This is a genomic window from Clostridium sp. HCS.1 (assembly GCF_047900555.1).
Lineage (GTDB): Bacteria > Bacillota > Clostridia > Clostridiales > Clostridiaceae > Clostridium.
Map to the genome: position 1 here is coordinate 3737574 of NZ_CP170704.1, position 22799 is coordinate 3760372.

The 22799-nt window shown below is 31.0% G+C and carries 24 protein-coding genes and 11 tRNA genes; 10 read left to right on the plus strand and 25 right to left on the minus strand.

All coding sequences use genetic code 11. The features are described from left to right. The first annotated feature begins 66 nt into the window (after window positions 1–66). Window positions 67–282 (plus strand): helix-turn-helix domain-containing protein, encoded by a 216-nt coding sequence (locus ACFYH6_RS17960; protein WP_117768996.1) that lies wholly within the window; start codon window positions 67–69, stop codon window positions 280–282. Between the two features lie 161 nt (window positions 283–443). Then, window positions 444–1880 (plus strand): MobA/MobL family protein, encoded by a 1437-nt coding sequence (locus tag ACFYH6_RS17965; RefSeq protein ID WP_416179868.1) that lies wholly within the window; start codon window positions 444–446, stop codon window positions 1878–1880. A 93-nt stretch (window positions 1881–1973) separates the two neighbouring features. On the opposite strand, the gene ACFYH6_RS17970 is transcribed toward ACFYH6_RS17965, so the two are convergent. The 4 genes from ACFYH6_RS17970 to ACFYH6_RS17985 all read right to left on the minus strand — a co-directional run bounded on the left by ACFYH6_RS17970 (window position 1974) and on the right by ACFYH6_RS17985 (window position 5247). Beyond that, window positions 1974–2951, minus strand: coding sequence for a M28 family metallopeptidase (locus ACFYH6_RS17970; protein WP_416179867.1), 978 nt, complete (start codon window positions 2949–2951; stop codon window positions 1974–1976). A 318-nt stretch (window positions 2952–3269) separates the two neighbouring features. Next, window positions 3270–3653 (minus strand): TnpV protein, encoded by a 384-nt coding sequence (locus ACFYH6_RS17975; RefSeq protein ID WP_416179866.1) that lies wholly within the window; start codon window positions 3651–3653, stop codon window positions 3270–3272. Window positions 3654–4055: 402 nt separating this feature from the next. Further along, complete coding sequence (gene rlmH / locus ACFYH6_RS17980; protein WP_416179865.1) at window positions 4056–4535, minus strand: 23S rRNA (pseudouridine(1915)-N(3))-methyltransferase RlmH; 480 nt, start codon at window positions 4533–4535, stop codon at window positions 4056–4058. A 40-nt stretch (window positions 4536–4575) separates the two neighbouring features. Next, entirely contained in the window at window positions 4576–5247 is a 672-nt protein-coding gene (locus tag ACFYH6_RS17985; RefSeq protein WP_416179864.1) for an Hsp20 family protein, read from the minus strand. A 183-nt stretch (window positions 5248–5430) separates the two neighbouring features. Between ACFYH6_RS17985 and ACFYH6_RS17990 the strand changes: the two genes are divergently transcribed. Further along, window positions 5431–5811, plus strand: a complete 381-nt coding sequence (locus ACFYH6_RS17990) for a hypothetical protein (RefSeq protein WP_416179863.1) — start codon at window positions 5431–5433, stop codon at window positions 5809–5811. Window positions 5812–5869: 58 nt separating this feature from the next. On the opposite strand, the gene ACFYH6_RS17995 is transcribed toward ACFYH6_RS17990, so the two are convergent. The 4 genes from ACFYH6_RS17995 to ACFYH6_RS18010 all read right to left on the minus strand — a co-directional run bounded on the left by ACFYH6_RS17995 (window position 5870) and on the right by ACFYH6_RS18010 (window position 9232). Continuing rightward, window positions 5870–6511, minus strand: a complete 642-nt coding sequence (locus tag ACFYH6_RS17995; RefSeq protein ID WP_316344184.1) for a lactate utilization protein — start codon at window positions 6509–6511, stop codon at window positions 5870–5872. A 101-nt stretch (window positions 6512–6612) separates the two neighbouring features. After that, window positions 6613–7110 carry an SEC-C metal-binding domain-containing protein gene (locus ACFYH6_RS18000; RefSeq protein ID WP_316344183.1) on the minus strand — a complete coding sequence of 166 codons (498 nt, stop codon included), beginning with the start codon at window positions 7108–7110 and terminating at the stop codon, window positions 6613–6615. A 48-nt stretch (window positions 7111–7158) separates the two neighbouring features. Then, window positions 7159–7950: an MBL fold metallo-hydrolase gene (locus ACFYH6_RS18005; protein ID WP_416179862.1), complete on the minus strand. Its 792-nt coding sequence runs from the start codon at window positions 7948–7950 to the stop codon at window positions 7159–7161. Window positions 7951–7969: 19 nt separating this feature from the next. Then, entirely contained in the window at window positions 7970–9232 is a 1263-nt protein-coding gene (locus ACFYH6_RS18010; protein ID WP_416179861.1) for a UDP-N-acetylglucosamine 1-carboxyvinyltransferase, read from the minus strand. A gap of 297 nt (window positions 9233–9529) precedes the next feature. Between ACFYH6_RS18010 and ACFYH6_RS18015 the strand changes: the two genes are divergently transcribed. The 4 genes from ACFYH6_RS18015 to ACFYH6_RS18030 all read left to right on the plus strand — a co-directional run bounded on the left by ACFYH6_RS18015 (window position 9530) and on the right by ACFYH6_RS18030 (window position 12641). Next, the gene (locus ACFYH6_RS18015; protein WP_316344180.1) at window positions 9530–10072 is read left to right on the plus strand and encodes a hypothetical protein; all 543 of its coding nucleotides are present in this window, start codon (window positions 9530–9532) and stop codon (window positions 10070–10072) included. 178 nt (window positions 10073–10250) lie between these two features. Next, entirely contained in the window at window positions 10251–10706 is a 456-nt protein-coding gene (locus ACFYH6_RS18020) for a dUTP diphosphatase (RefSeq protein WP_316344179.1), read from the plus strand. 80 nt (window positions 10707–10786) lie between these two features. After that, window positions 10787–11218, plus strand: a complete 432-nt coding sequence (locus tag ACFYH6_RS18025; protein ID WP_316344188.1) for a DMT family transporter — start codon at window positions 10787–10789, stop codon at window positions 11216–11218. 226 nt (window positions 11219–11444) lie between these two features. Beyond that, window positions 11445–12641, plus strand: a complete 1197-nt coding sequence (locus ACFYH6_RS18030) for a S8 family serine peptidase (protein WP_416179860.1) — start codon at window positions 11445–11447, stop codon at window positions 12639–12641. A 45-nt stretch (window positions 12642–12686) separates the two neighbouring features. Here ACFYH6_RS18030 and ACFYH6_RS18035 read toward each other — a convergent pair whose 3' ends face one another. After that, on the minus strand, window positions 12687–13793 hold the full coding sequence (locus tag ACFYH6_RS18035) for a peptidoglycan DD-metalloendopeptidase family protein (RefSeq protein WP_416179859.1): 1107 nt from the start codon (window positions 13791–13793) through the stop codon (window positions 12687–12689). A 156-nt stretch (window positions 13794–13949) separates the two neighbouring features. Here ACFYH6_RS18035 and ACFYH6_RS18040 point away from each other — a divergent pair, with 156 nt between their 5' ends. Then, a complete protein-coding gene (locus ACFYH6_RS18040; protein ID WP_316344176.1) occupies window positions 13950–14948 on the plus strand; it encodes a DnaD domain protein in 999 nt (332 codons plus the stop codon). Then, entirely contained in the window at window positions 14941–15918 is a 978-nt protein-coding gene (locus ACFYH6_RS18045) for an ATP-binding protein (RefSeq protein ID WP_416179858.1), read from the plus strand. Before ACFYH6_RS18040 ends, ACFYH6_RS18045 begins: the two co-directional genes overlap by 8 nt. A 158-nt stretch (window positions 15919–16076) precedes the next feature. On the opposite strand, the gene ACFYH6_RS18050 is transcribed toward ACFYH6_RS18045, so the two are convergent. From ACFYH6_RS18050 to ACFYH6_RS18100, 11 genes are all read right to left on the minus strand, one after another. Then, window positions 16077–16151, minus strand: a tRNA-Thr gene (locus ACFYH6_RS18050). A 21-nt stretch (window positions 16152–16172) separates the two neighbouring features. Then, window positions 16173–16249: transfer RNA gene (locus ACFYH6_RS18055), tRNA-Asp, on the minus strand. Between the two features lie 6 nt (window positions 16250–16255). After that, window positions 16256–16331, minus strand: a tRNA-Val gene (locus ACFYH6_RS18060). Window positions 16332–16335: 4 nt separating this feature from the next. Then, a tRNA-Glu gene (locus tag ACFYH6_RS18065) sits at window positions 16336–16410 on the minus strand. A 9-nt stretch (window positions 16411–16419) separates the two neighbouring features. Continuing rightward, window positions 16420–16494 (minus strand) — tRNA-Thr (locus tag ACFYH6_RS18070). A gap of 22 nt (window positions 16495–16516) precedes the next feature. After that, window positions 16517–16593, minus strand: a tRNA-Asp gene (locus ACFYH6_RS18075). Between the two features lie 5 nt (window positions 16594–16598). Then, window positions 16599–16674, minus strand: a tRNA-Val gene (locus ACFYH6_RS18080). Between the two features lie 5 nt (window positions 16675–16679). Continuing rightward, a tRNA-Glu gene (locus tag ACFYH6_RS18085) sits at window positions 16680–16754 on the minus strand. 22 nt (window positions 16755–16776) lie between these two features. Continuing rightward, a tRNA-Asp gene (locus ACFYH6_RS18090) sits at window positions 16777–16853 on the minus strand. A 6-nt stretch (window positions 16854–16859) separates the two neighbouring features. Further along, a tRNA-Val gene (locus ACFYH6_RS18095) sits at window positions 16860–16935 on the minus strand. 4 nt (window positions 16936–16939) lie between these two features. Then, window positions 16940–17014 (minus strand) — tRNA-Glu (locus ACFYH6_RS18100). A gap of 258 nt (window positions 17015–17272) precedes the next feature. Between ACFYH6_RS18100 and ACFYH6_RS18105 the strand changes: the two genes are divergently transcribed. Beyond that, window positions 17273–18523, plus strand: coding sequence for an NAD(P)/FAD-dependent oxidoreductase (locus ACFYH6_RS18105; RefSeq protein ID WP_416179857.1), 1251 nt, complete (start codon window positions 17273–17275; stop codon window positions 18521–18523). 78 nt (window positions 18524–18601) lie between these two features. Here the strand turns inward: ACFYH6_RS18105 and ACFYH6_RS18110 are convergent, their stop codons facing one another. The 5 genes from ACFYH6_RS18110 to ACFYH6_RS18130 all read right to left on the minus strand — a co-directional run bounded on the left by ACFYH6_RS18110 (window position 18602) and on the right by ACFYH6_RS18130 (window position 22685). Beyond that, the gene (locus ACFYH6_RS18110; RefSeq protein WP_316344089.1) at window positions 18602–19360 is read right to left on the minus strand and encodes an acyl-[acyl-carrier-protein] thioesterase; all 759 of its coding nucleotides are present in this window, start codon (window positions 19358–19360) and stop codon (window positions 18602–18604) included. A gap of 101 nt (window positions 19361–19461) precedes the next feature. Next, window positions 19462–20346: a hypothetical protein gene (locus ACFYH6_RS18115; RefSeq protein WP_316344088.1), complete on the minus strand. Its 885-nt coding sequence runs from the start codon at window positions 20344–20346 to the stop codon at window positions 19462–19464. Window positions 20347–20544: 198 nt separating this feature from the next. Further along, window positions 20545–20694, minus strand: a complete 150-nt coding sequence (locus ACFYH6_RS18120) for a lmo0937 family membrane protein (RefSeq protein WP_316344087.1) — start codon at window positions 20692–20694, stop codon at window positions 20545–20547. A 12-nt stretch (window positions 20695–20706) separates the two neighbouring features. Next, on the minus strand, window positions 20707–21114 hold the full coding sequence (locus ACFYH6_RS18125; RefSeq protein ID WP_316344086.1) for a YtxH domain-containing protein: 408 nt from the start codon (window positions 21112–21114) through the stop codon (window positions 20707–20709). A gap of 281 nt (window positions 21115–21395) precedes the next feature. Further along, window positions 21396–22685, minus strand: coding sequence for an adenylosuccinate synthase (locus ACFYH6_RS18130; RefSeq protein ID WP_316344085.1), 1290 nt, complete (start codon window positions 22683–22685; stop codon window positions 21396–21398). Between the last annotated feature and the right edge of the window lie 114 nt (window positions 22686–22799).

Here is a 22799-nt window from a genome sequence, read left to right on the forward strand (position 1 = left end):
TAGCAAAATAAGTATAATTACAGATACATAGTTGCAAAATGCGTATTTTGAAAGGAGGTCGATAAAATGAGCAACATCAAAATGGGTTTAACCATAGAAGAAGCAGCAGAATGTACGGGTATCGGAAGAAATACAATGCGTAAGTTGGTAGAGTGGGGCAAGTTGCCTGTCCTCAAGGTCGGCAGAAAAGCGATTATCCGCAGGGATACTTTAGAGCGATTTATGAGCGTCAATCAGGGAAGAAACCTGCTCAATGAAAACGATGTCCGCAAAGTAGAATAAGCATTCTCCAAGCCCTCGGCGTTTGAGAGCGAAATACACCCCTCGCACAAATCTTCGATTTGTACTCTGGGTATTTCGCCCTTGCAGGGGGCACTGTATCATAGCGGCAACCGATTTCTCGGTTGCAAAAAGAGTATGCCCATCACGGGAGGAAGGAGTATATGGCAAGACATTCATTTATACAGATGTCGAAGCTACACAATGTCAAGGGAAGAATATCCTATATCACAAGCCACGCAAGACAGGAAAATCTCTATGCCACCTACCGCACCGCTGACAATGAATTTTGGAAGAACCTTGCAAGGGAAAGCCAGCAGGAATTTAAGCGAAGCGGCACAGAGGGCAAATGTATCGAAGCAAGGGAATTGATTATTGCCCTGCCCGAAATTTATACAAGATATGAGCCGCAGGAAGTCCTTGAAGATTTTACGGAGGAGTTCCGCAGGCGGTATGGTGTGGAGGGTGTGTCAGCCCTCCACCACAACAAACGCAAGACAAACTATCATATCCACCTTATCTTCAGCGAAAGAAAACTGCTCCCTGAACCTGACATCAAGATAGCCACACGCAGCGTGTTCTATGATGAAACGGGAAAAAGGGTACGCACCAAGAAAGAAATCACAGGGGAGGACGGACAGATACGAAAAGGCTGCACCGTCATTAAAAAGGGCGAGGTTTACGAAAGCCACCTCTTTACCGTGAAAGATGATAAATTCAAAAGCGAACCTTTTCTTCGGGAGGTAAAGGAGATTTACACCGACCTTATCAATCGGCATATCTCCGATCCCGAACAGCAGTTAAAGGTCTTTGATAAGAACAGCGTTTATCTCCCTACAAAGAAAATCGGTAAGAACAATCCCAAAGTCGCCGAGATTGAAGCGGATAACGCCGCAAGGCAGGAATGGAACAGGACAGCGGATATGGCGTTGTTATCGGGTATTTCCGAAGCAAAGATTTTAGAAGTCAAGCAGACCGAGATACACGAAAAAGCAAGCCTATCTATCAAAAGCAAAGGCTGGCTGCCTAATCTGTTCCGTGGGATTGTGGCAAAAGCAAAAGATTTTCTGCAAAACCTTATCCGTGAGAAGTATATGCCACCCAAGCCTACGCTTGATATTGATATGGCAGCGTTCCGTCATATGCGAAACCTGATGATAAAAGTACAGGATAAGGCAAAGGAAATCAAAAACTTGCAGGACAAAGTTCTACCACAGTTGAAACAGCAGCTTGCCGATACAAAGGGGCTTTTCAAAGGCAAAGAACGAAAAGCGTTAGAGGTAAAAATCAAAGAAACCGAAGCGGAGATTGCCGACAGGTTGGATAAAATCCCTGATACACTCAAAGCGGACGGTTATTTCGATGTACAAGTTTTTATGAGGACTTTCCGAGAAATGGAAAGCGTTGTAGAACAGTACAACCGTGACCTTACCGAGTGGGAATATCAAGTCAGCAGGAAACCGACAGCCGCCGCCAAAGGACAGCATAGACCGCCTGAAAAGCAGAGCGTGCTAAAACATTTACGTGAGATACAGGAACGCAACAAGCAGAAACCACCGCAAAAACAGCATAAAAAATCCATTGACAGAGATAGCCGATAGGCATTGAAAAACACCGCCCAGCGTCTAAACACTGGCGGTGTCTTACATAATCTCTTATCCGATTCCCTACAAATTGAATTTCTCTGCTGTTTCTTATTCCCAATTATCTTCTTGTAATATTAAATGAAGCAAGTGAGAATAATTAGCCAATGTATCTTTTGCACGATCCCCATATTCGTTTTCTATAAAAGACAAATCATCTTTATCTGAATGCATAATCAACCCGTGTTTTTCAGTTTCCACAGGTAAACCATTGAGCCAATTAGTTGCTTCAAAATAAATATAAGGAATTCCTAAATCACTAAAATGAGCATGGTCACTTCGCTTTTGACCTGTTGGATGAGGATAATCAACATTTCCTTCTGGCGTCAATTGCATTGGTAAATTTGCCTTTTTTGCAATTTCATATGCCTTTTTTACAGCTTCCACATTTTCAACAACACCTTTATCGTTTATGCTTCCTCCATACAAATAAAGATTATCTCCTGCAAGAATACTATCTATGTTTATCATTAACACAATATTGTCTTTTTCTTTCTCTTTAAGAGAATTAACATATTCTCTTGAGCCATGCATTCCTGTTTCTTCTGCACCAAAGAATACATATCTAATCGTATATTGTGTTTCAACATCTATCATTCGTAATGCATTTTCTAATGCAACAGCTACACCTGACCCATTATCATCTACGCCATGTGTTCCCGCACTATCATAATGAGCTCCAACAATAATGGTTTTTTCCGATTCACCGTTTTTAACTACTTCAATATTTTGACTTGATTGACTATTTTTACCACCATCAAATGCATTTTCTACTGATTCATCCATCAAAGGAACACCTTCTTCTATATCAAAGGATTTTATTTTTATATCATTTTCGGAATACCCTCCATTTAACAGAACAGCCGATATAAACGAAGCCATTTCCTTTTCTTTTTCAGTACCTGCAATCCGTCCGGGCAAATTCTCTTGAATATATTCCAAAAATGTGTATGACTGTATTCCATAATCTTCTTGCTTCAAACTCTCTGCTATTTCTTGTGTAAGACTCAAAGCTTTTGCATTATCCATTATTATCGCTACATGTTTGTCACTACACCCTGATAACAAAGAGCATAAAATACTCGTAGATAAAATAATAGTGCACAGTTTTTTCTTCATAATATTTCGATTAAATCTCCTTTATATCTTCAAATTTGTTGCCATATTAAAATTATATCATAAAGGCATGTGAATTTCTATACGGTAGTTTATCTGCATGAGTGATAGTGTGCCAATGTAACGCTATTGCCTAATGAAAACCCTTATTTTATTACTATCTGCAAGGCAAAATACAGTAGGTAAGAGGTTTCCCTACCCACTGTATTTTAGTATAATAAAGCGTTACACTTATTTGTTGTAAATAAGTTCACTACACACAATTTCTCTCGCCCTTGCTTGTATCTCGTTCATTCTTCCAATCCACAACATCGGGTTTTCTGCTTTGAGTTGTTCGGTCACACCCTCCTTATCAGCCATTTGTTCGACCAATCGGAACATCATTTCCGTTGCCTGCTCGTCAATATCAGCAAGATAACAGTTCAATTTTCCGCTTGTGAGAAGCGTGGTGTAAACTGTCCGTTTATGTTCCTGTAAATAGCGTTTGTGTCGCTGTCCCCATAAGCCGATAGGCTTGTATTCTTTTTCGATTGGTAAAGCAAGACAAGGAATATAATAATCTCCTTGTAGTTCATACCAAAGACCATTGCTTTCATCATAAATGTACTTATCCATTAAAAAATCCTCCGTTATAATATATTCGCACATACATCACATTTCCCCGATTGCCACATTCTGTTATATCTTGTTATGAGATTTTCTTTCCCTTGATTTTGCCCTTATAAGCAGGCAGGGAAAGAGTAAACTTGTGTGAAATCATATAAAGGGATACGGCGAACACATTGCGATAAATCCTTTATTTTCAAGGCTTTTGGAGGATTTTATTAACGCCCTATGAGTGGCAGTAACCACTTATAAAATCATAGTTTTCAAATTCCAATTTGTCTATTACTCAAATTTATTCCTGATTTTATTATAACATATTTTGTTAATTAAGCATTACTTGTGATACGGTATTTTCACCTATAAAAAAAGCCTTAGGCAAGTTGTTTCAATGCCTAAGGCTAAAAACCTCACTTATTTATGGTACGGTTCATTCTTAATTATTCTAAAGCCTCTATAAATTTGCTCTAATAACATTACCCTAAATAATTGATGAGGGAAAGTCATCTTCGAAAAGCAAAGTTTATAATTTGCTCTTTTTATTACCTTTTGTGAAAGTCCTAAGCTTCCTCCTATTATGAAGGCTATATTGGAGTTACCCATAACTCCGCAGTTTTCTATGTATGATGCAAATTGTTCTGATGTTAGGTTTTCACCTTTTAAATCCATAGCAACAACATGCATATTATCTTTTATTTTTGAAAGGATTAAGTCCCCTTCTTTATCCTTTATTTGCTTTTCTTCCTTTTCTGATGCATTATCTGGTGTTTTTTCATCTGATAACTCTATGATATCTAACTTGCAATATCTAGATAACCTTTTAGAATACTCATCTATTGCTTGTTTTAAATATTTTTCTTTTAATTTTCCAACTGAAATTATAGTTATATTCATCCCATTTTCTCCTCATTGGTATTAATTATTTATAGTCTATTTAAATATTATACTCTTCTACATCTATTATTGTAGTTCCTTCTTCTATTTCAGGAAGTTTTTTTAAGTATATTCTTAATACATCTGCATTAAACACTGCTTGAATTCTTTTTAAATCTACCCTAGGTACATAGAAGCTTCTTTCAGCATAATCCTTTTCTTCTAGCATCGCTATTTTAAAGTAATTATCTTTTATAGCATCTCTCTTTACTTTTATACTTATGTGATCATTATCATAATCTACATCTATGTCCTTTTTGTTTACACCTTCTAGCTTTCCTTCTATAAGGTACCTATCTCCATAGTCCCTAAACTCTAAATCTATTTCTTCTTCAGCCTCTTCTTCTTCTATTAAAGAAGTCATAACATCACTATTTATTACAGTTTCTACTATACTATTAACTAGCCCTTCATTATTAATTAATGTAGAAAAAACATCATTAAATATACTATTAAAAGTTCCTGCAAAGTTTCCCGCAAAAGCTCCACTAAATACATTAATTATATCATTTCCATTAGTAAAAGTTCCATATTTATAATTACCATTATCAGTGCTTCCACTATACATATTTCCATTATAATTATTTTGATTAAACATACCATTATTTATTTTATTAGAACCTTGGTTATTTCCCATTAAATTATTGAAGATCGAAGGAAACATCTCAAACATTATAATCTCCTTATTTATTAATTCCTATATAATATAATTATTTAATAATGAGATTTTTGATACAACAAAAATGTCATTATTATTTAACCCTTTCAAATGGTAAAATATGTTATAATGCCTTTAAAATCTAATTTTACCTTACTATTAAGGTATAAATTAAATATTTCTATTGAGGTGAAATAAATGAAAAAATTCCTTTTTATTTTATTTTCTTTTGGTTTAATATTTACATTTGTTTATTGTAGTAACTCTTCAGGAAAAGTTGTAAGAGAATATACTGGTAGTGCTTCCTTTGGTGATAATGAGGCTTATGCCCTAGGTGAAAATAGTAAGGGCATACCTATCTTTAAAGATACAGATAAAGCATTTTCTCAAGCTCTTATTGATTATAAAGATGGATTTAAAGCTATTGAAGAACAATACCACTTAAAACCTGTTAGTAAAAATAACTGGAAGGAATATAAAACCTATGGCTGGCAATTAAATACTGAAGACCCTGATATAATAAAACAAGGTGTAGGCATAAGTAAATTTTTTGATTTTTACGAAAACAGCTTCCAATAAAAAAAGAAATTCCGCTTTTCAGCGGAATTTCCTCCATTATTACGCATTATGCATTATTTTAATATCCTATTTCTTCATTCATAAAGATTACATGTATTCTGTCCTTATCCCCTTGGCTTGATATTACTGTAAATTCTCTACATAGCTTATCGCTTCCTTTACAATCAACACAATAGCCAACCTTAGTACAAGGTGTCATTTTATTTAATCTTTTAGCATTTGCTGGTGCAGATATTTCTCTATTTCTTACAACTGCTTCTTCTATATTCTTAACTATTTTATTTACACCAACTATAAGAATTACTTTTTCAGGTCCAAAAAGCATTGCTGCGACTCTATTTCCAGTACCATCTACATTATATAGCTTTCCATCTTCTGTTACTGCATTACTACTTGCAAAATAAGCATCTGCAAAAAAGCTTTCTTTAAAAATATTTATTACTTCTTCTTTACTTAATCCTTCTTCATATCTATCTAGGAATTTATACCTTCCACTTCTTAAGTGATCTATAACTCCTCTTTCAAATAATGACATTGATCCCCCACAAGAAACAGTAGAATTTTCACTTACTAATTCCTTTATTTTTTCTATAAGCTCCTCATTAGTATTTACTAAGTACCCATTCATGTTATTTTTATTAAGAGCTTCTATAGTTCTTAATATTTTTTGTTCATTCACCCATTTTAAGTTATTGTCCATCATATCTCACTCCCAAATATTTACTTCAATTTTATTATAATAAATATACATTAAAAATGAAATAAAGAGATCTAAAAATTATAGATCTCTTTTTAAATAAATTATTTTCCACAACACTTTTTATATTTCTTTCCACTTCCGCATGGACAAGCATCGTTTCTTCCAATTTTATTTTCATTTCTTACAGTTACAGAATCTCTGTATTGCTTTTGGATTTCTTTTCTCTTTTCTGGTGAGAAAATACCTTCCCATTGTGGTAAATTATATAAGTATTCAGCCTTTGCATCTAACATATTAAAGTATAACTTTTCTAAGTCAACTTCTAATGTTATTTCTTCTTCAGCTGTTATATTTTCTAAATCTAATTGATTTTTTAAGCTATCATTAATTCCATCAACAAATCCCATTATAAATTCAACTGTTGTATTTTGTTTCTTAGCTAAATCATTAATTGTAAAAGTATAGTTTTCTGTGTGCTTTGATAAGATTTCCTTGTATATAGACTTTTCTATTTCCATATACTCACTCCAAAAAGCTTGTTCTCCTTTTACCTTAACATATTCAACTACCATATCAGTCCATTGCTTATATAAACTCATATTTTATTCTCCTTCTTATATGTTTTATAAGTATTTTATTTAAATTGACTAAACTACAATTAAATCACTAGGACTATGTCTGTTAGCCATAGTTAAATCAACATCTTTATCTAGTATAATATTATTTTCTCTTAAAACTCCACTAACAGTTTCTAATGCTAATTCAGGATGATTGTTAGTTCCGCTTAAATGGCCTAAAATTATTCTTTTATTTGACTTATATGTTATTAAGTCAACTAATGCCTTACCGCAATCTTCATTAGATAAATGTCCAACTTCGCTTAAAATTCTTCTCTTTAAAGTATATGGATATGGTCCGAACTTTAACATACTCACATCATGATTACTTTCTAATAATATAACTTCTGAATCCTTTATATTATCTCTTATTTCCCCTGTATATATTCCAAAGTCCGTAGTAACACTTGCTCTCTTACCCTTGCAGTGAATAGTATATCCAACTGGTGCTACAGCGTCATGAGGTATATTAAATGAAATTACATCTAAATCCTTTATACACATAGTAGATCTTCTATCCATTATCTTTATATTATGCTCTTTTATTTTTCCTATGGAACCTTCTAATACATTCCAAGTATCCGCATTAGTATAAATAGGAATATCATACTTACGAGATAAAACTCCAATCCCCTTAATGTGGTCTGAATGCTCATGAGTTACAAAAATCCCATCTAAATTACTTGGGTCTTCCCCAATATTCTTTAAAGCTTCATCAATTTTTTTCCCTGGTAAACCTGCATCTATTAAAATTCTTGCATTTTCAGAAGCAATGAAGATGCTATTCCCACTGCTTCCACTATATAATGAACAAAATTTCATTCTTCTTCCCCCATAGATGTTACTCTTCTATGTCTCTAGTAATATCTGCACCTAGGGCTGCGAATTTGTTTTCTATATGAGGATATCCTCTATCTATATGTTCAATTTCGTATATTTCAGTAACACCTTCTGCTACTAATCCAGCTATAACCATAGCTGCTCCAGCTCTTAAGTCAGTTGCTATTACTTTAGCTCCAACTAATTTATCTTTACCTTCAATTATTGCCGTTCTTCCTTCAACTTTTATAGTTGCTCCCATTTTCTTAAGCTCATCTATATGCTTATGTCTGCTTTCCCAAATAGTTTCTGCAATTAAACTTTTTCCTGGTACTATGCTTAATAATGCTGACATAGGTTGTTGTACATCTGTTGGGAATCCTGGATAAGGAGCTGTCTTAACACTAACACCCTTTAGCTCTCCCTTTGCATATACTCTAACACTATCGTCTCCCTCTTCAACAGTTGCACCCATTTCTATAAGTTTAGCTGCTATAGATTCTAAGTGCTTTGGAATAACATTATTTATAGTTACATCTCCTTTAGTTGCTGCTGCTGCAATCATAAAAGTTCCTGCTTCTATTTGATCTGGAATAACACTATAATTACATCCAACTAACTTTTCTACACCTTTTACTCTAATTACATCCGTTCCAGCGCCCTTAATATCTGCACCCATAGAGTTTAAAAAGTTTGCTACATCAACAACATGAGGTTCTTTAGCAACATTCTCAAGTATAGTAGTACCTTCCGCTAATGTTGCTGCAATCATAACGTTAATAGTTGCTCCAACTGTAACTACATCAAAGAATATATTTGCTCCTTGAAGCTTTTCTGCTTCCACAGTAACAGCTCCATGCTCAATATTTACTTTAGCACCTAATGCTTCAAACCCCTTAATATGCTGATCTATTGGTCTAACTCCAATAGGGCATCCCCCTGGTAATTCTACTCTTGCTTTTTTAAATCTTGATAATAAAGCTCCTATAAAGTAATATGAAGCTCTCATTCTTCTAACATCATCAGTACACGCATTAACGCTTGTAACATCAGTAGCATCTATTTCTATAGTATTATTATCTATTTTTTTAACCTTACATCCAAGACTTGCTAATATTCTTTCAAGACAATGTACATCTTCTATATCTGGTACATTCTCAATAATGCACTTACCTTCACTTGCCATTATTGCTGCTGGCAATATAGCAACTGCTGAGTTTTTCGCACCATTTATGTCAACTGAGCCTTTTAAGACTTTTCCTCCATTTATAACTAACTTTTCCATCCGTTTCACCCTTATCATAATTTATATATATATATTAATGTTTCCTATTATTTCAACAATTATCCATTCTATGTAACTTTCTTAAAAACTTACATTTAACATTATAACATAAAAATAATTTAATTAAATAGAGTTTTTTCTTCCAAAAGGCTTTTTTACTTACTTTGTAATAAAATATTTATAAAATTTTTAAATTATATAATCTTTTTAAATTTTTTGTAATATGTTATAATTTATAATAAAGTTTGTATGCATTTATAATTGGTATAAACTAATATATTATGAGAGGCTGAAGCTATGAAATATTACTTAGTGGCATTATTTGATGATGAATCATATAAAAATTTAAATCCTATACAAAAGAATCTTTCTAAAAAGTTTAGGGCAAATAGAAATTCTCCAGCCCCTTATATACCTTTAGAAGTAATTGAGAATCCAAATATAGATAAATTAGATGTTGTAGTAGATAAAATAATTAAACCATATAAAAATTTTAAGGTACAATTAATGAAAGAGATTTCTATTTCAGAAAATAATAAAACCTTAAATATTAATATTCAAGATGTTGGATATATTAAAAGAATGAATAGATTAATGAATGATACATTAAGGCTGCATGGATTTAATGTTGAAGAAAATTCTAACGAGTCACCACTTCATATATCCTTGGCTAATTTAAATTTTATTCCAAGAGATATGAAAAAACTTGATGGTGAAATTAATTTTAAGTCCAAATGTGATACTTTAAAGGTAGATAGAATTGAATTATGGAGATTTTCAAATAGTAAAAGAGAAACCTTAGTTAAGAGTTATCCATTAAAAAAGAACTTATATTTATAAGTTAAAAGAAAGTAATAATTCCTATTTAAAATAATAGTAGAAATTATTACTTTTTTATTTCTTCAATTTTTATAAGATTTAAAAATTTATTTTTTTGTAGTCGTTTTCCACGCTTTTCATTTTCAATTTATTTCTGTAAAATAGTATATGGTAAATCCAAAAAACCAGGAGGATGTTTATGGAAATTAAGTCTTTTTTTGAGGCTCAAATAGAAAGAAATAAACAACTTGTTATTGATAGCAACTTAAGTGAGTATAAAATTTGGGCTAGAAAATATTTAGAGTTACATACAAAAATAAGTCATCTAGCTGATGAAACACAATGTTATAAGTATTGGATTGGAGAAGAATTAGAAATAAATAAAGAAGCTTTATTTAAGAAGTATTTAGATTGTTTTGCTACAATTATATCTATTGGTATAGATAAAAAATACAATTCAATAGAAGAAGTATCAATAAAGCCAAATGATTATTGTCTAAGTGATCAATTTTTAAATTTATTTATAGATTTAAATGACTTAATAATATCAACTTCAGAAGACCACTATTTAACACTAGTTGAAGATTTCATAAGCTTAGGAATAACTTTAGGATATTCCGAAACTCAAATTAGAGAAGCATTTTTGAAGAATTAAAAGAAAACCTTCTATTTTAATATAGAAGGTTTTTTAATATTTATTATATCTAGAGGGAATAATACCTTCGAGGTGATATGATGTTAGCAATTATATATGCAATTATTTCTGGAATTTCAATGACACTTCAAGGGATTTTTAATACAAGGCTTGAAGAAAAGGTTGGAACTTGGGAAACTAATGTAATAGTCCAAGGAACTGCATTAATATTAACGTTAATAATACTAATGTTTTTTGGAAAAGGTTCCTTTAAGGCTATAAAAGATGTAAATAAGCTCTATTTGTTAGGTGGTATACTAGGAGTTATTATAATTTTTACTGTTATGAAAAGCATAGGTGCTATGGGTGCAACCTTAGGAATTGGAATAATATTAATAGCTCAATTAGCTTCTGCAGGAATAGTAGATGCCTTTGGTCTTTTTGGAACTGAAAGAATTTCCTTTGGTATTAGAGAGTTTATTGGAATTGGTGTTATGATAATTGGAATAATTATTTTTAAGTGGAGAGGTTAATTCCTCTCTTTTTATTCTTTAGGCATTTATAAAAATATTACCCTATTAATAATTTTTTATAAATTCCTTTCCTTCAGTACTCAAGGATATAGATATTATATTCTGGCGACTTGGAGCCTGTGAGGTCGCAAAGAATGTAATATCTATATCCTTTTTTATTTTATTGTATTAACAAAAATATACCTTTTAATATAATATATATTGTGATCATTTTTAGGAGATTAATATGTTTTCTTTTGCTAGAAGATTAGAGCCAAATTTAAAATCATGTATATTATCAAAACCTTATAATAGTTATAGAGTTTTAATTAAATATAAAAGATTTCAAGATAGTATAATAAAAAGAATATCTTCATACAAGGGTGAATTAATAAATCACATAGAAGCTTGTAAAATAATATCTGCTAGACTAAATTCTAAGGGCATACAAAGACTTTTAGAGTACCCTGAAATTGAATATATTTGCTTTGATGAATACTTATTTTTATGTGGTATTAGTGTAAATACTGCAAATAAAGTTAGATTGCCTAATAAAAATAGAAATAAAGGCAAGGGAATTGGAATCGCAATAATAGATTCTGGAGTTTATCCTCACTCTGATTTGACTACTCCATATAATAGAATATCTTTATTTATAGACTTAATTAATAATTTACATTACCCCTATGATGATAATGGTCATGGGACTTGTACCGCAGGTATTATTGCTGGTAATGGTAAAAAATCTAATGGTATGTATAGTGGTATAGCCCCTGAAAGTTCTATATATTCCTATAAGGCCTTTGACAAAACTGGTAAAGGCTACTTTTCAGATATTTTATATGCTATGGAATTAGTGTCTAAAGAGGCTGAAAAAGGTGTTGTAAAGATTTTATGCCTTCCTTTTGAATTATTAGGCTATAACACTTTCTTACAAAATTTATTTGATTCATTAGTTTCTTTAATTAATAGTAAAAATATCACTTGTATAATACCAAGTGGAAGTAGTAAAAATTTAGATGGTTCTATTACAGGAGTAGCTCTTTGTGATAGATGTATAACAGTTTCAGGATATGACTCAACTAATGCTATACAGCCTTATACTTATTCTTCATCTGGTTCTACAAGGAAAGATACTAAGCCTAATCTTTGTGCTTCTTGCGTGGATATTGTTTCATTGAATTCAGATATAAATTTTATTTCTGAAAGAGATGGAAATAAGCTATATCCTTCAAAATTAGATTTATCTTATAAGACTTTTACTGGAACATCAATAGCTGCTGCTTATATAGCAGGTGTCTGTGCATTAATTTATGAAACTGATAATAGTTTAACACCAAAGGATATATCATCAATATTAAAAGTCGCTTGTGAGCCTCTTGATGATATTCCAAAACATCATCAAGGAGATGGAAAGGTTAATATTAAGTTAATATTAAAATAAGAACTCAAACTAAATACCTTTTGAGTTCTTATTTTATATTCTCACTTATTGTACAATGTAGCCTGTAGGATCTACTGGCTCATTATTTACTCTTAATTCAAAATGTAAGTGTGGTCCAGTACTAAATCCAGTATTCCCTACTTCTCCAATTATATCTCCCTTTTTCACCTTATCTCCTACTTTTACTTTATATTCACTTAAGTGACCGTAATATGTACTCATATTATCTTCATGCTTAATTATAATTAAATTACCGTATCCACCATCATTATATTCAGCATATGTAATCTCTCCATCCATTGCTGCAAAAACATTATCTCCTATGTTTCCTGCAATATCTATACCCTTATGAAATGAACTCCACCTTTCACCATATCCAGAGGTCATGTATCCCCCCCTAGTTGGATGGTTTAAAAAAGCAATTCCATATTCATAAGGATTTTTAGTTCCCCTATATATTTTTTTGCTAACTGCTTCTTTAATTATATCTTCTTTAATTAACTTTGAATTTATGATCTTACCCGCTTCAACTATATATTCTTTTGTATCTTTTTTAAGTCCATAAATTCCTTCTTCTATTTTAGATTCTCCTAAATATAGAGTTTCTGTTGGAATTGTCATAGTTGATGGCTTTATATTATTTACTTCTTCTTTTAAATATTTTATATTTATTTTGATATTATTGGATTCTCTTTTAGATAGTTCATAAATGTTATTTGCTATTTCTTCATTTGTCTGAATCAAATCAACTTCTAGTCTTTCTTCCCTTAATATTATATCTCCTTTAATATCGAACTCTTTAACCATATCCTCTTTTATACTGTTTTCGTCTATATACTTTTTTAAAATAATATTTTTTACATTTTCTAAATTCTTTTCTGAAACAGTATATCCTATTATTTTATCATTTAACATCACTTCATAAGCATTTATTTTTCCTGTTAATGCAACCATTAAATTATCAAAAATATTATCAGATACTTCATTAACTCCTGAATATACTTTATTATTCAAGTTAATATTTAAATTATCATTTACCTCTGCATTAGCTTTTAAATAGCTACCATTTAAAATAATATTAATTATGATTATTAGTAAGGCCACTTTAATGAATATTTTCTTTAACCTTACCGATTTACCTTTTATATCCATAAGCACTCCCTTCTTTTATTAACAAGCACATCAAATATTTTTCCCATTTATTAAAATAATATTCCTATTTATATTTTTTACTAATGTTGAGGCTATTTCTTCACTTTGATATAATAAAGTTATGTCACTATTACTTTTAGAAAGGTAAAGAAAAATATGAGCACTTTTATGTTTAAGTCAAAGCCTTTAAAATTTACTCCTGTTAGTAATATATTTATTGAACGATATATGCCAAAAGCTAGAGGTGAATTTATCAAGGTTTATCTTTTAATGCTTAAATACAATTTTACAGGTGAACCTGGAGTTAACTCTACGGTTTTAGCTACATCACTAAATCTTTTAGAATCTGATATAGTAAATGCTCTTAACTATTGGAATGATGAAGGTATTATAAAACTTTTACCTATAGATAATATGGGAAATTTTCATATAGAATTTGTAGATATATCTAATGAAGGACCAACTACTGTTGAAAAATTTAATTTAGTTGAAGAATTAACTAATACTAATAATGGTTCAATGCTAAAGGATATAGGTAAGTTATTAGGGAGAACTCTATCCCCTAGTGAAGTAGAAACCTATATTAGTTGGAAAAAGGATTTAAATTTCTCTTCTGAGTTAATACTATTACTAATTGAATATTGCGCCTCTAAAGGTAAAACTAACTTTAGATATATTGAAAAGGTAGCAATAGCTTGGAAGGAAATGAAGATTAACACAATTGATGATGCACAAAATTACATTAGAAAAACTGAAGATAAATGGGTAACTTATAGGGAAATCTTAAAATTCTTAGGAATTAGAAATACTGATATTATGAAGCCTCAAGAAGATATGCTAGAAAAATGGACTTCAACTTATAATTACTCCTTAGATGTAATAAAAAAGGCTTGTGATATTTGCTTCCAGAGATTAAACAGAGCAGATTTTAAGTATATTGATGGAATCTTATCAAGTTGGAATAAAGATAATTTAAGAACATTACAAGATATTGAGAAAAAGGAAGCTACTTATAAAAATTCAGCTGCTAAAAAGGTTTATAATAATTCTAAGAATTCTACTAAGCCTAAATTAAGATTTGATAACTTTAAGGGAAGAGATTATGATTATGACGATTTAGAAAAGAAATTGTTAGGATGGGATACTGATGATTAAAGGATATGAAAAAGAGTTAGCTTTAATTTATGAAAAAATTAGAGCTGAAGAAGAAAAAAATTTAATAAAAAGGCGTAAAACTATTGAAGAACAGAATCCAGAAATACTAGAGTTAGATAACTTACTTCAAAAAAAATCCTTAGGTCTTTCATTATCAATTTTAAAAGGTATTGATGATGCTACATTAAATAAAATTAAAGATGAGATAACGGATCTAAGAGTTAAAAAAACTGAATCATTAGTAGAAAAAGGCTATGATGCTGATTACTTAAACTTACATTATAGATGTCCAAAATGTAAGGATGAAGGATATATAGGTATAAATAGATGTTCTTGTTATAGAAAAAAATTAGTTCAACTTTATTATAAAAACTCATCCTTAAAGGATACACTTTCAGTTAATAATTTTAATAACTTTAATTTATCCTTATTTTCTAGTCACAAGCTAAATGAAGATGATAGATTCTCTCCTAGAAAAAATATGGAGAATATACTTAGATTCATTAGGGAAGAGTATATTCCGAACTTTAACTCTACAAATGATAATCTATTATTTTATGGTGATTCAGGAACAGGAAAGACATTTTTAAGTTGTTGTATTGCAAAAGAACTTTTAGATGATGGATTCCTAGTTATTTATAGAACAGTTGATGAACTTATGGCAACCTTAAGAGAAATAAAATTTGAAAATAATTCTGAACTTGAAAATATATTAATAAACTGTGATTTATTAATTATAGATGACTTAGGCGCAGAACAAATAACAGATTTCACAACAACTGAATTTTTCAATTTATTAAATAAAAAATTACTTAGAAAAAAGAAAATGATTATATCAACAAACTTAAGCTTATCTGATATAAGAACAACCTATACTGAAAGAATTTCTTCAAGACTTTTAGGTAACTTTAAACTTTATAAGTTCTATACTGAAGATATAAGAATTCAGCTTAATCTAAAAAGAAGATAGGAAGAGAGAGAATCATTATATTCCGCGCTCCGTCGCAGGCTCCAAGTCGCCGTAACATAATGATTCTCTCTCTTTTAAACTGAATGAAATAATTCCTCTTTTTATTTAATTTCAGTATTCTTTACAAAATAAAAAAGCTTTAGAATATCTAAAGCTTTTGGAGCTGGCAATAGGAATCGAACCTACAACCTGCTGATTACAAGTCAGCTGCTCTACCGTTGAGCCATGCCAGCGTGTTTATCTTATGTTTGAATTGGCGACTCAGAAGGGGCTCGAACCCTCGACCTCCGGCGTGACAGGCCGGCACTCTAACCAACTGAGCTACTGAGCCATTATTTGGTGGAAACAACAGGGATCGAACCTGTGACCCTCTGCTTGTAAGGCAGATGCTCTCCCAGCTGAGCTATGCTTCCATAATGGTGACTCCTAGGGGAATCGAACCCCTGTTACCACCGTGAAAGGGTGGTGTCTTAACCGCTTGACCAAGGAGCCATATTAGATTGGAGCTGGCAATAGGAATCGAACCTACAACCTGCTGATTACAAGTCAGCTGCTCTACCGTTGAGCCATGCCAGCATATTTTATCTTAAGTTTAAAATGGCGACTCAGAAGGGGCTCGAACCCTCGACCTCCGGCGTGACAGGCCGGCACTCTAACCAACTGAGCTACTGAGCCATTATTGGTGGAAACAACAGGGATCGAACCTGTGACCCTCTGCTTGTAAGGCAGATGCTCTCCCAGCTGAGCTATGCTTCCATAAATGGTGACTCCTAGGGGAATCGAACCCCTGTTACCACCGTGAAAGGGTGGTGTCTTAACCGCTTGACCAAGGAGCCATATGCTTTTTAAAACTTAAAGTGGCGACTCAGAAGGGGCTCGAACCCTCGACCTCCGGCGTGACAGGCCGGCACTCTAACCAACTGAGCTACTGAGCCATTATTTGGTGGAAACAACAGGGATCGAACCTGTGACCCTCTGCTTGTAAGGCAGATGCTCTCCCAGCTGAGCTATGCTTCCATAATGGTGACTCCTAGGGGAATCGAACCCCTGTTACCACCGTGAAAGGGTGGTGTCTTGACCGCTTGACCAAGGAGCCATATAAGTTTTTTGTTTGTCGCACGTACTTGCCGTTCTGTCGGCGAGCACATTAACTATAATACATAAATTTTAATATAGTGTCAACACTTTTTCGCAACTTTTTTTTAATTTTTAAATTCATACTAATAAAACCGCTTAAAACCTAGAAATTTATTGCTGTTTATCTAAATTAAACTTCTTAATTATTCTTTATAAATATATTATAATTCTATTAGTATAATATTTAAATAAAATAAAATATATTAAGGAGTTTATTATGATTCATCATGATTTAATTATAATAGGTGGAGGCGCATCAGGATTAATGGCTGCAATTACAGCAAAAGATTTTGGTTTAGATGTAGCAATAATAGAAGGAACTGATAGGATTGGGAAAAAAATATTAACTACAGGAAATGGTCGTTGTAATATTTCTAATAGAACAATTTCATTTCCCTTCCTTTCATACCATAGTGAAAATTCAGGATTTTTTTCTAAAACTTTATCTAGCTTTGGAGTTAGTGATACAGAAAACTTCTTTTTATCTATTGGCCTTCCTATTGTAGAGTTAAAAAACGGAAAAATGTATCCTAAATCTCTTCAAGCCTCTTCAGTAGTGGATATATTAAGATTTGCAATTGAGGATAGAGATATACCTTTATACACAGATTGTAAAGTGAAAGATATCCACAAGGGAAAAGTTTTTAAATTATCCACAAGTAATGAAGATAAAAAGTTATTCACATGTAATAAATTAGTTTTAGCCTGTGGAGGAAAATCTGCTATTAAAACTGGCTCTGATGGTTCAGGATATAATTTATCTAAATCTCTAGGACATACAATTGTGAAAACTATTCCTGGCATAGTTCAGTTAAAATTAGATAATCCTTATTTAAAATCAATATCAGGAGTAAAATTTGATGGCTATGCTACCTTATTAGTAAATGGAGAAGCCATAAGAAAAGAATTTGGAGAAATACTATTTACAGACTACGGTATTTCTGGTCCTCCAATACTTCAATTATCTGGTCATGCATCAAAAGCCTTACTTAATAATAAAAATGTTGAAATATTAGTAGATATGCTCCCTAATGAAGATATTGGTGAAATAGAAAACTTTCTTGAAGGACATTTTGCTATGTTTTCACATAGACCAATTATAGATTCTCTTATAGGTGTAATTAATAAAAAATTAATCCCTACAGTACTAAAGTCTGCAAATATATCTAACCTTCATATGCCTTGCTATGAGCTAGATTGGAATGATAAGAAAAACATAATTAATATATTAAAGTCTTGGAAATTTAAATGTGTAGATACTAATGGCTTTAATCAAGCTCAAGTTACTATAGGTGGAATAAACACAAAGGAAATAAACTCCTCTACCCTTGAATCTAATTTAGTTAAAAATCTATATTTCTGTGGCGAAATTTTAGATGTGGATGGAGATTGCGGTGGATTTAATCTACAGTGGGCTTGGAGCTCTGGTTATATGGTAGCTAAAAGTATTGCATATAATAATAAGTAGAAACTTTAATATTTAATTAATAAAAAAATAAGGAAGCAGTTATTTTAGTAAATTGCTTCCTTATAATTATTATCTTATTTATTTGTGTTCTTCCCTCTTCCAACACCCTATTAATCTAGTTAATTCTTTTTTATCTAGAGTTTCTATCTTATGTATACTTATTAATGAGCCATCTTCTTGTTCTCTTATATCAGTATATACATTTACAACCTCTCCATATTTACATTCTTTTTCAAATGTAACCTTTATTTCATCTAAAGAATAATTATTTACTATATCTTCTGGCAAAGTTTCCATAGCCCAATCAATATACTTAGTATTATTAACATGTTGATTTGAATCTATATCAGTATATCTCACCTTGAAGCTATCTTCATATTTATATTCTTCAATTGCTTCAATTCTAGGTAATTTGAATTCCCCTTTCATATCACTTTCCACACCATATACTTCATATTGTGATTCTGGAATTCTTATCATTCTCCTCTTCTCTAAATTAATTAGTAAGAATATAGCGTTAGCAGTAACTATAACATTACCATGACTATCTTTTATTTCATAATTTCTTAGTGCATAGTATTTTTTAAATCCTACTGGTTCAGTTTTTACTTTTAATGTTTCTCCATACATAGGATCTCTAAATATTTTTACATGATAATTATAAAATACCCATGTCATATTATTTTCCATAAGTTCCTTCATTCCAGAACCAAGGCTCTCAGACTGCTTTGTTCCTATATCAGACAATATGTTTATTATAGTTGACATACTGCCTTTTAAATTCCTATCTACATCATAATAATGTAATTCATATTCTTTTTCATAAGCTTTCCCCATAAAACTACCTCCTGTTAATAAAGAGGCTGTTCCAACAGCCTCCATTTTACATTGTTTATAATTATTAGTTTTACCTTTCTCTACATTCCCTTTATTATAATTTAAATAATTGGATCTATAAACCCATTATCTGAATTATCATTTCCTCCAAAGCTATCTATATTAGGTTGATTTCTATCAAGAACAAATATACTGATATAGGCAGACATATATACTGATATTGCACATGACCCTACTGACATTATTATACTACCAAGGAATGGAATGAAATCAAGTATTCCTGATATTATTACTACACCAAATAAAATACCAGAGATTGCAGCTATTCTTCCAATAGTTGACCAAAAATAACCCTTTCTAAATAAAAGAAAAGTTTCTCTTATTGAATCCATAACATTTAAATCATTAATTAAAAATGTTGAATTAAATAATGTCATTGAAGGTGTTAAAATCAATAATATTCCAAAATATAAAGGAACTAAAATAATAAGTCCTATTCCTAATGTTAAAAGTGATAGGATTATAAATAAAATCCCAAGGCCAATAAGTCCTGCCATAATCATAAGCCAAACTAATAAATTTAGTCCTAAAGCTCTCCATTTTCTATCCCATACATAGCTTGTTGCTGATCTCCAACTAACTTCATTACCCTTATTTGCATCATCTGACATTTTAATTATTACTAAACTACCAAATAAAGATAATAAGCCTAAAACCAATGATAGTAATGTAATACCTGCTATTGTTCCTATTCCTATACCTGCAAACATTCTATCTAAAGCTGAGTTTGGATATGAATAAGAATAAAGTGATGAACCAATAAAGGCAGTAGCAAATACCGTATAAATTAATATTAATGGTACTATAATTGCTGGTGCCATAAAAATTCCTATAGCCTTAAGAAATTCTAAAAAATTATCTATACATAAGTTAAAGGCCCTAGATAAAATTTCCGTCACAAGTAAGTTATTTTTTCTTTCTTCCATAAAATCACCCCTATTTATTTATACTTTTATATTTATATTTTATCACAACATTTTACTATTTATAATTTATTTACAATAATTTTACTTATTTGGATAAATAACTATTAATTATATGAAAAAGAGGTTGCCTAAACAACCTCTTTTATATATATAGTTACTATTAATTTACTCTTTTCATTATTAAATACATAGTTTCTACTAATGTGCTCTTCTAGTTATTAAATCTGCGATAAATACTATTGCAGCTACAACAAGTAGGATATGTATTAATCCTCCACCTATTCTAAATAGTAGACCTAATAACCAAATCGCAACTACGATTCCACCTAACCATCTTAAAAATCCCATTATAACCGCCTCCTATTTCTTATTGATTTCATTTTTTATTTCTTTAGTGGTTTCTTTAGATATATCAGCAATTTCATCCTTGCCTTTGTTTACTTTTCTATCTAAGATTTCTCTTACATTTTCTTCTTTATCTTTAATATTTTCTAAACCTTCTTTTAAGCCAGATTTAATATCTTTTATATCTTCTTTCTTTTCATTAATTAAATCTTCTAGCTTTTCTTTTCCATCGTTTATATATTCAATATTTTTATCTTTTATTTTGCTGAATAATTTTTTTATTTGGTCTGATTTTGAGTTTATAGCAATTCCAGTCAATACACCAACAGTAGCGCCTAAAGTAACTGCCAAAGTTAACTCTTTTCTTCTACATTTTCTAGATTGTAATCTGTTATCTTTTATAAAGTTTCTTAACATAGACATAACTGCCACCCCTCATTCTTAATTTTTTTTGTATATTTTATACACAAATATGTTTAAATTAGATACCTATTTTCACTAAAATTTAATTTAAATATAGTAACTATTTACTATATGTTACCATAAAAGCTTTTATTAGTCAATAATCACTATCATTTAACCTTTTTTATTACCTATTTTAAACTGTGATTTATTAGTTTTGCTTAATCTTTATAAATAAAAAAAAGAGAAGTATTTTATAGATAAAATCTACTTTTATACAACTCTTTTCATTTAATTTATTATTAAAGTTCTTTTGTAACTCTTATTGTTTGATCTCTTCTAGGACCAACACCAATAATAGAAATTTTTGTTCCAGTAAGCTCTTCTATTCTAGCTAAGTACTTCTTCGCATTTTCTGGTAATTCTTCGTAGCTTCTTGCTTCAGCTACTTCTTCACCCCATCCATCAAATTCTTCATATATAGGTTCACATTTTGCTAAGTCATTTAAGCTTGCTGGGAAATAGTCTATAATTTTACCATCAAACTTGTATCCTACACAAATTTTTAATTTTTCAAGTCCTGCTAAAGTATCTATTTTAGTAACACATAGTGATGTTAATCCAGATACTCTTACTGTTGTTTTTAAAATAACAGCATCTAGCCATCCACATCTTCTTGATCTTCCTGTAGTCACTCCATACTCGTGTCCTTTTTCTCTAATCCATTCACCTATTTCATTATCTAATTCAGTAGGGAATGGTCCTTTACCAACTCTTGTAGTATAAGCTTTTGCTATACCCACTGCATTAGTAATCATAGTTGGTCCAATTCCTGATCCACTCGCTACACCACAAGCAGTTGTATTTGAAGATGTTACATATGGATATGTTCCATAGTCTATATCAAGAAGCATTCCTTGTGCTCCTTCAAATAATACAGTCTTATCATCTTTAATTTCATTATATAATCTTACAGAAGTATCTTGAACATAAGGTCTTAATCTTTCTGCAAGCTCTAAATATTCCTTTAATATTTCATCATAGTTTAGTGCTTCTCCACCAAGAACATTAACTATGTATTTGTTCTTAAATTCAATATTTTCTTTTAACTTTTCTTTAAAAACTTCTTCATCTATAAGATCACAAATTCTAATTCCAGCTCTTTCAAATTTATCAGTATAACAAGGTCCTATTCCTTTTCCTGTTGTTCCTATGTCATTTTTTCCTCTTGCTTTTTCTTTTAGCTTATCTAGCACCTTATGATATGGCATTATAACATGAGCTCTATCACTTATAATAAGTTTATTTGGTGTAACGCTAACACCTTCTCCTTCAAGATAATCTATTTCTGTAAATAAAGCTTTTGGATCAACAACTACTCCATTACCGATAATATTTAATTTATTATCATATAGTATTCCTGATGGTATTAGGTGAAGTTTATATTGCTTGTCGCCTACTTCAACTGTATGACCCGCATTATTTCCTCCTTGGAATCTAACTATTACTTCTGCCTCTTCAGCTAAGTAATCAGTCATCTTTCCTTTTCCTTCATCGCCCCATTGGGCTCCTAAAACAACAAATGCTGACATTAATTTGCCTCCCTGTCTAAGGACTTGAAAGCCCTCATTAATAAAATTAATTGAAATTAATCTCCAAATACAATATTAACAAACTAAAAATAAACTTTCAACTCGTTTGCGAAT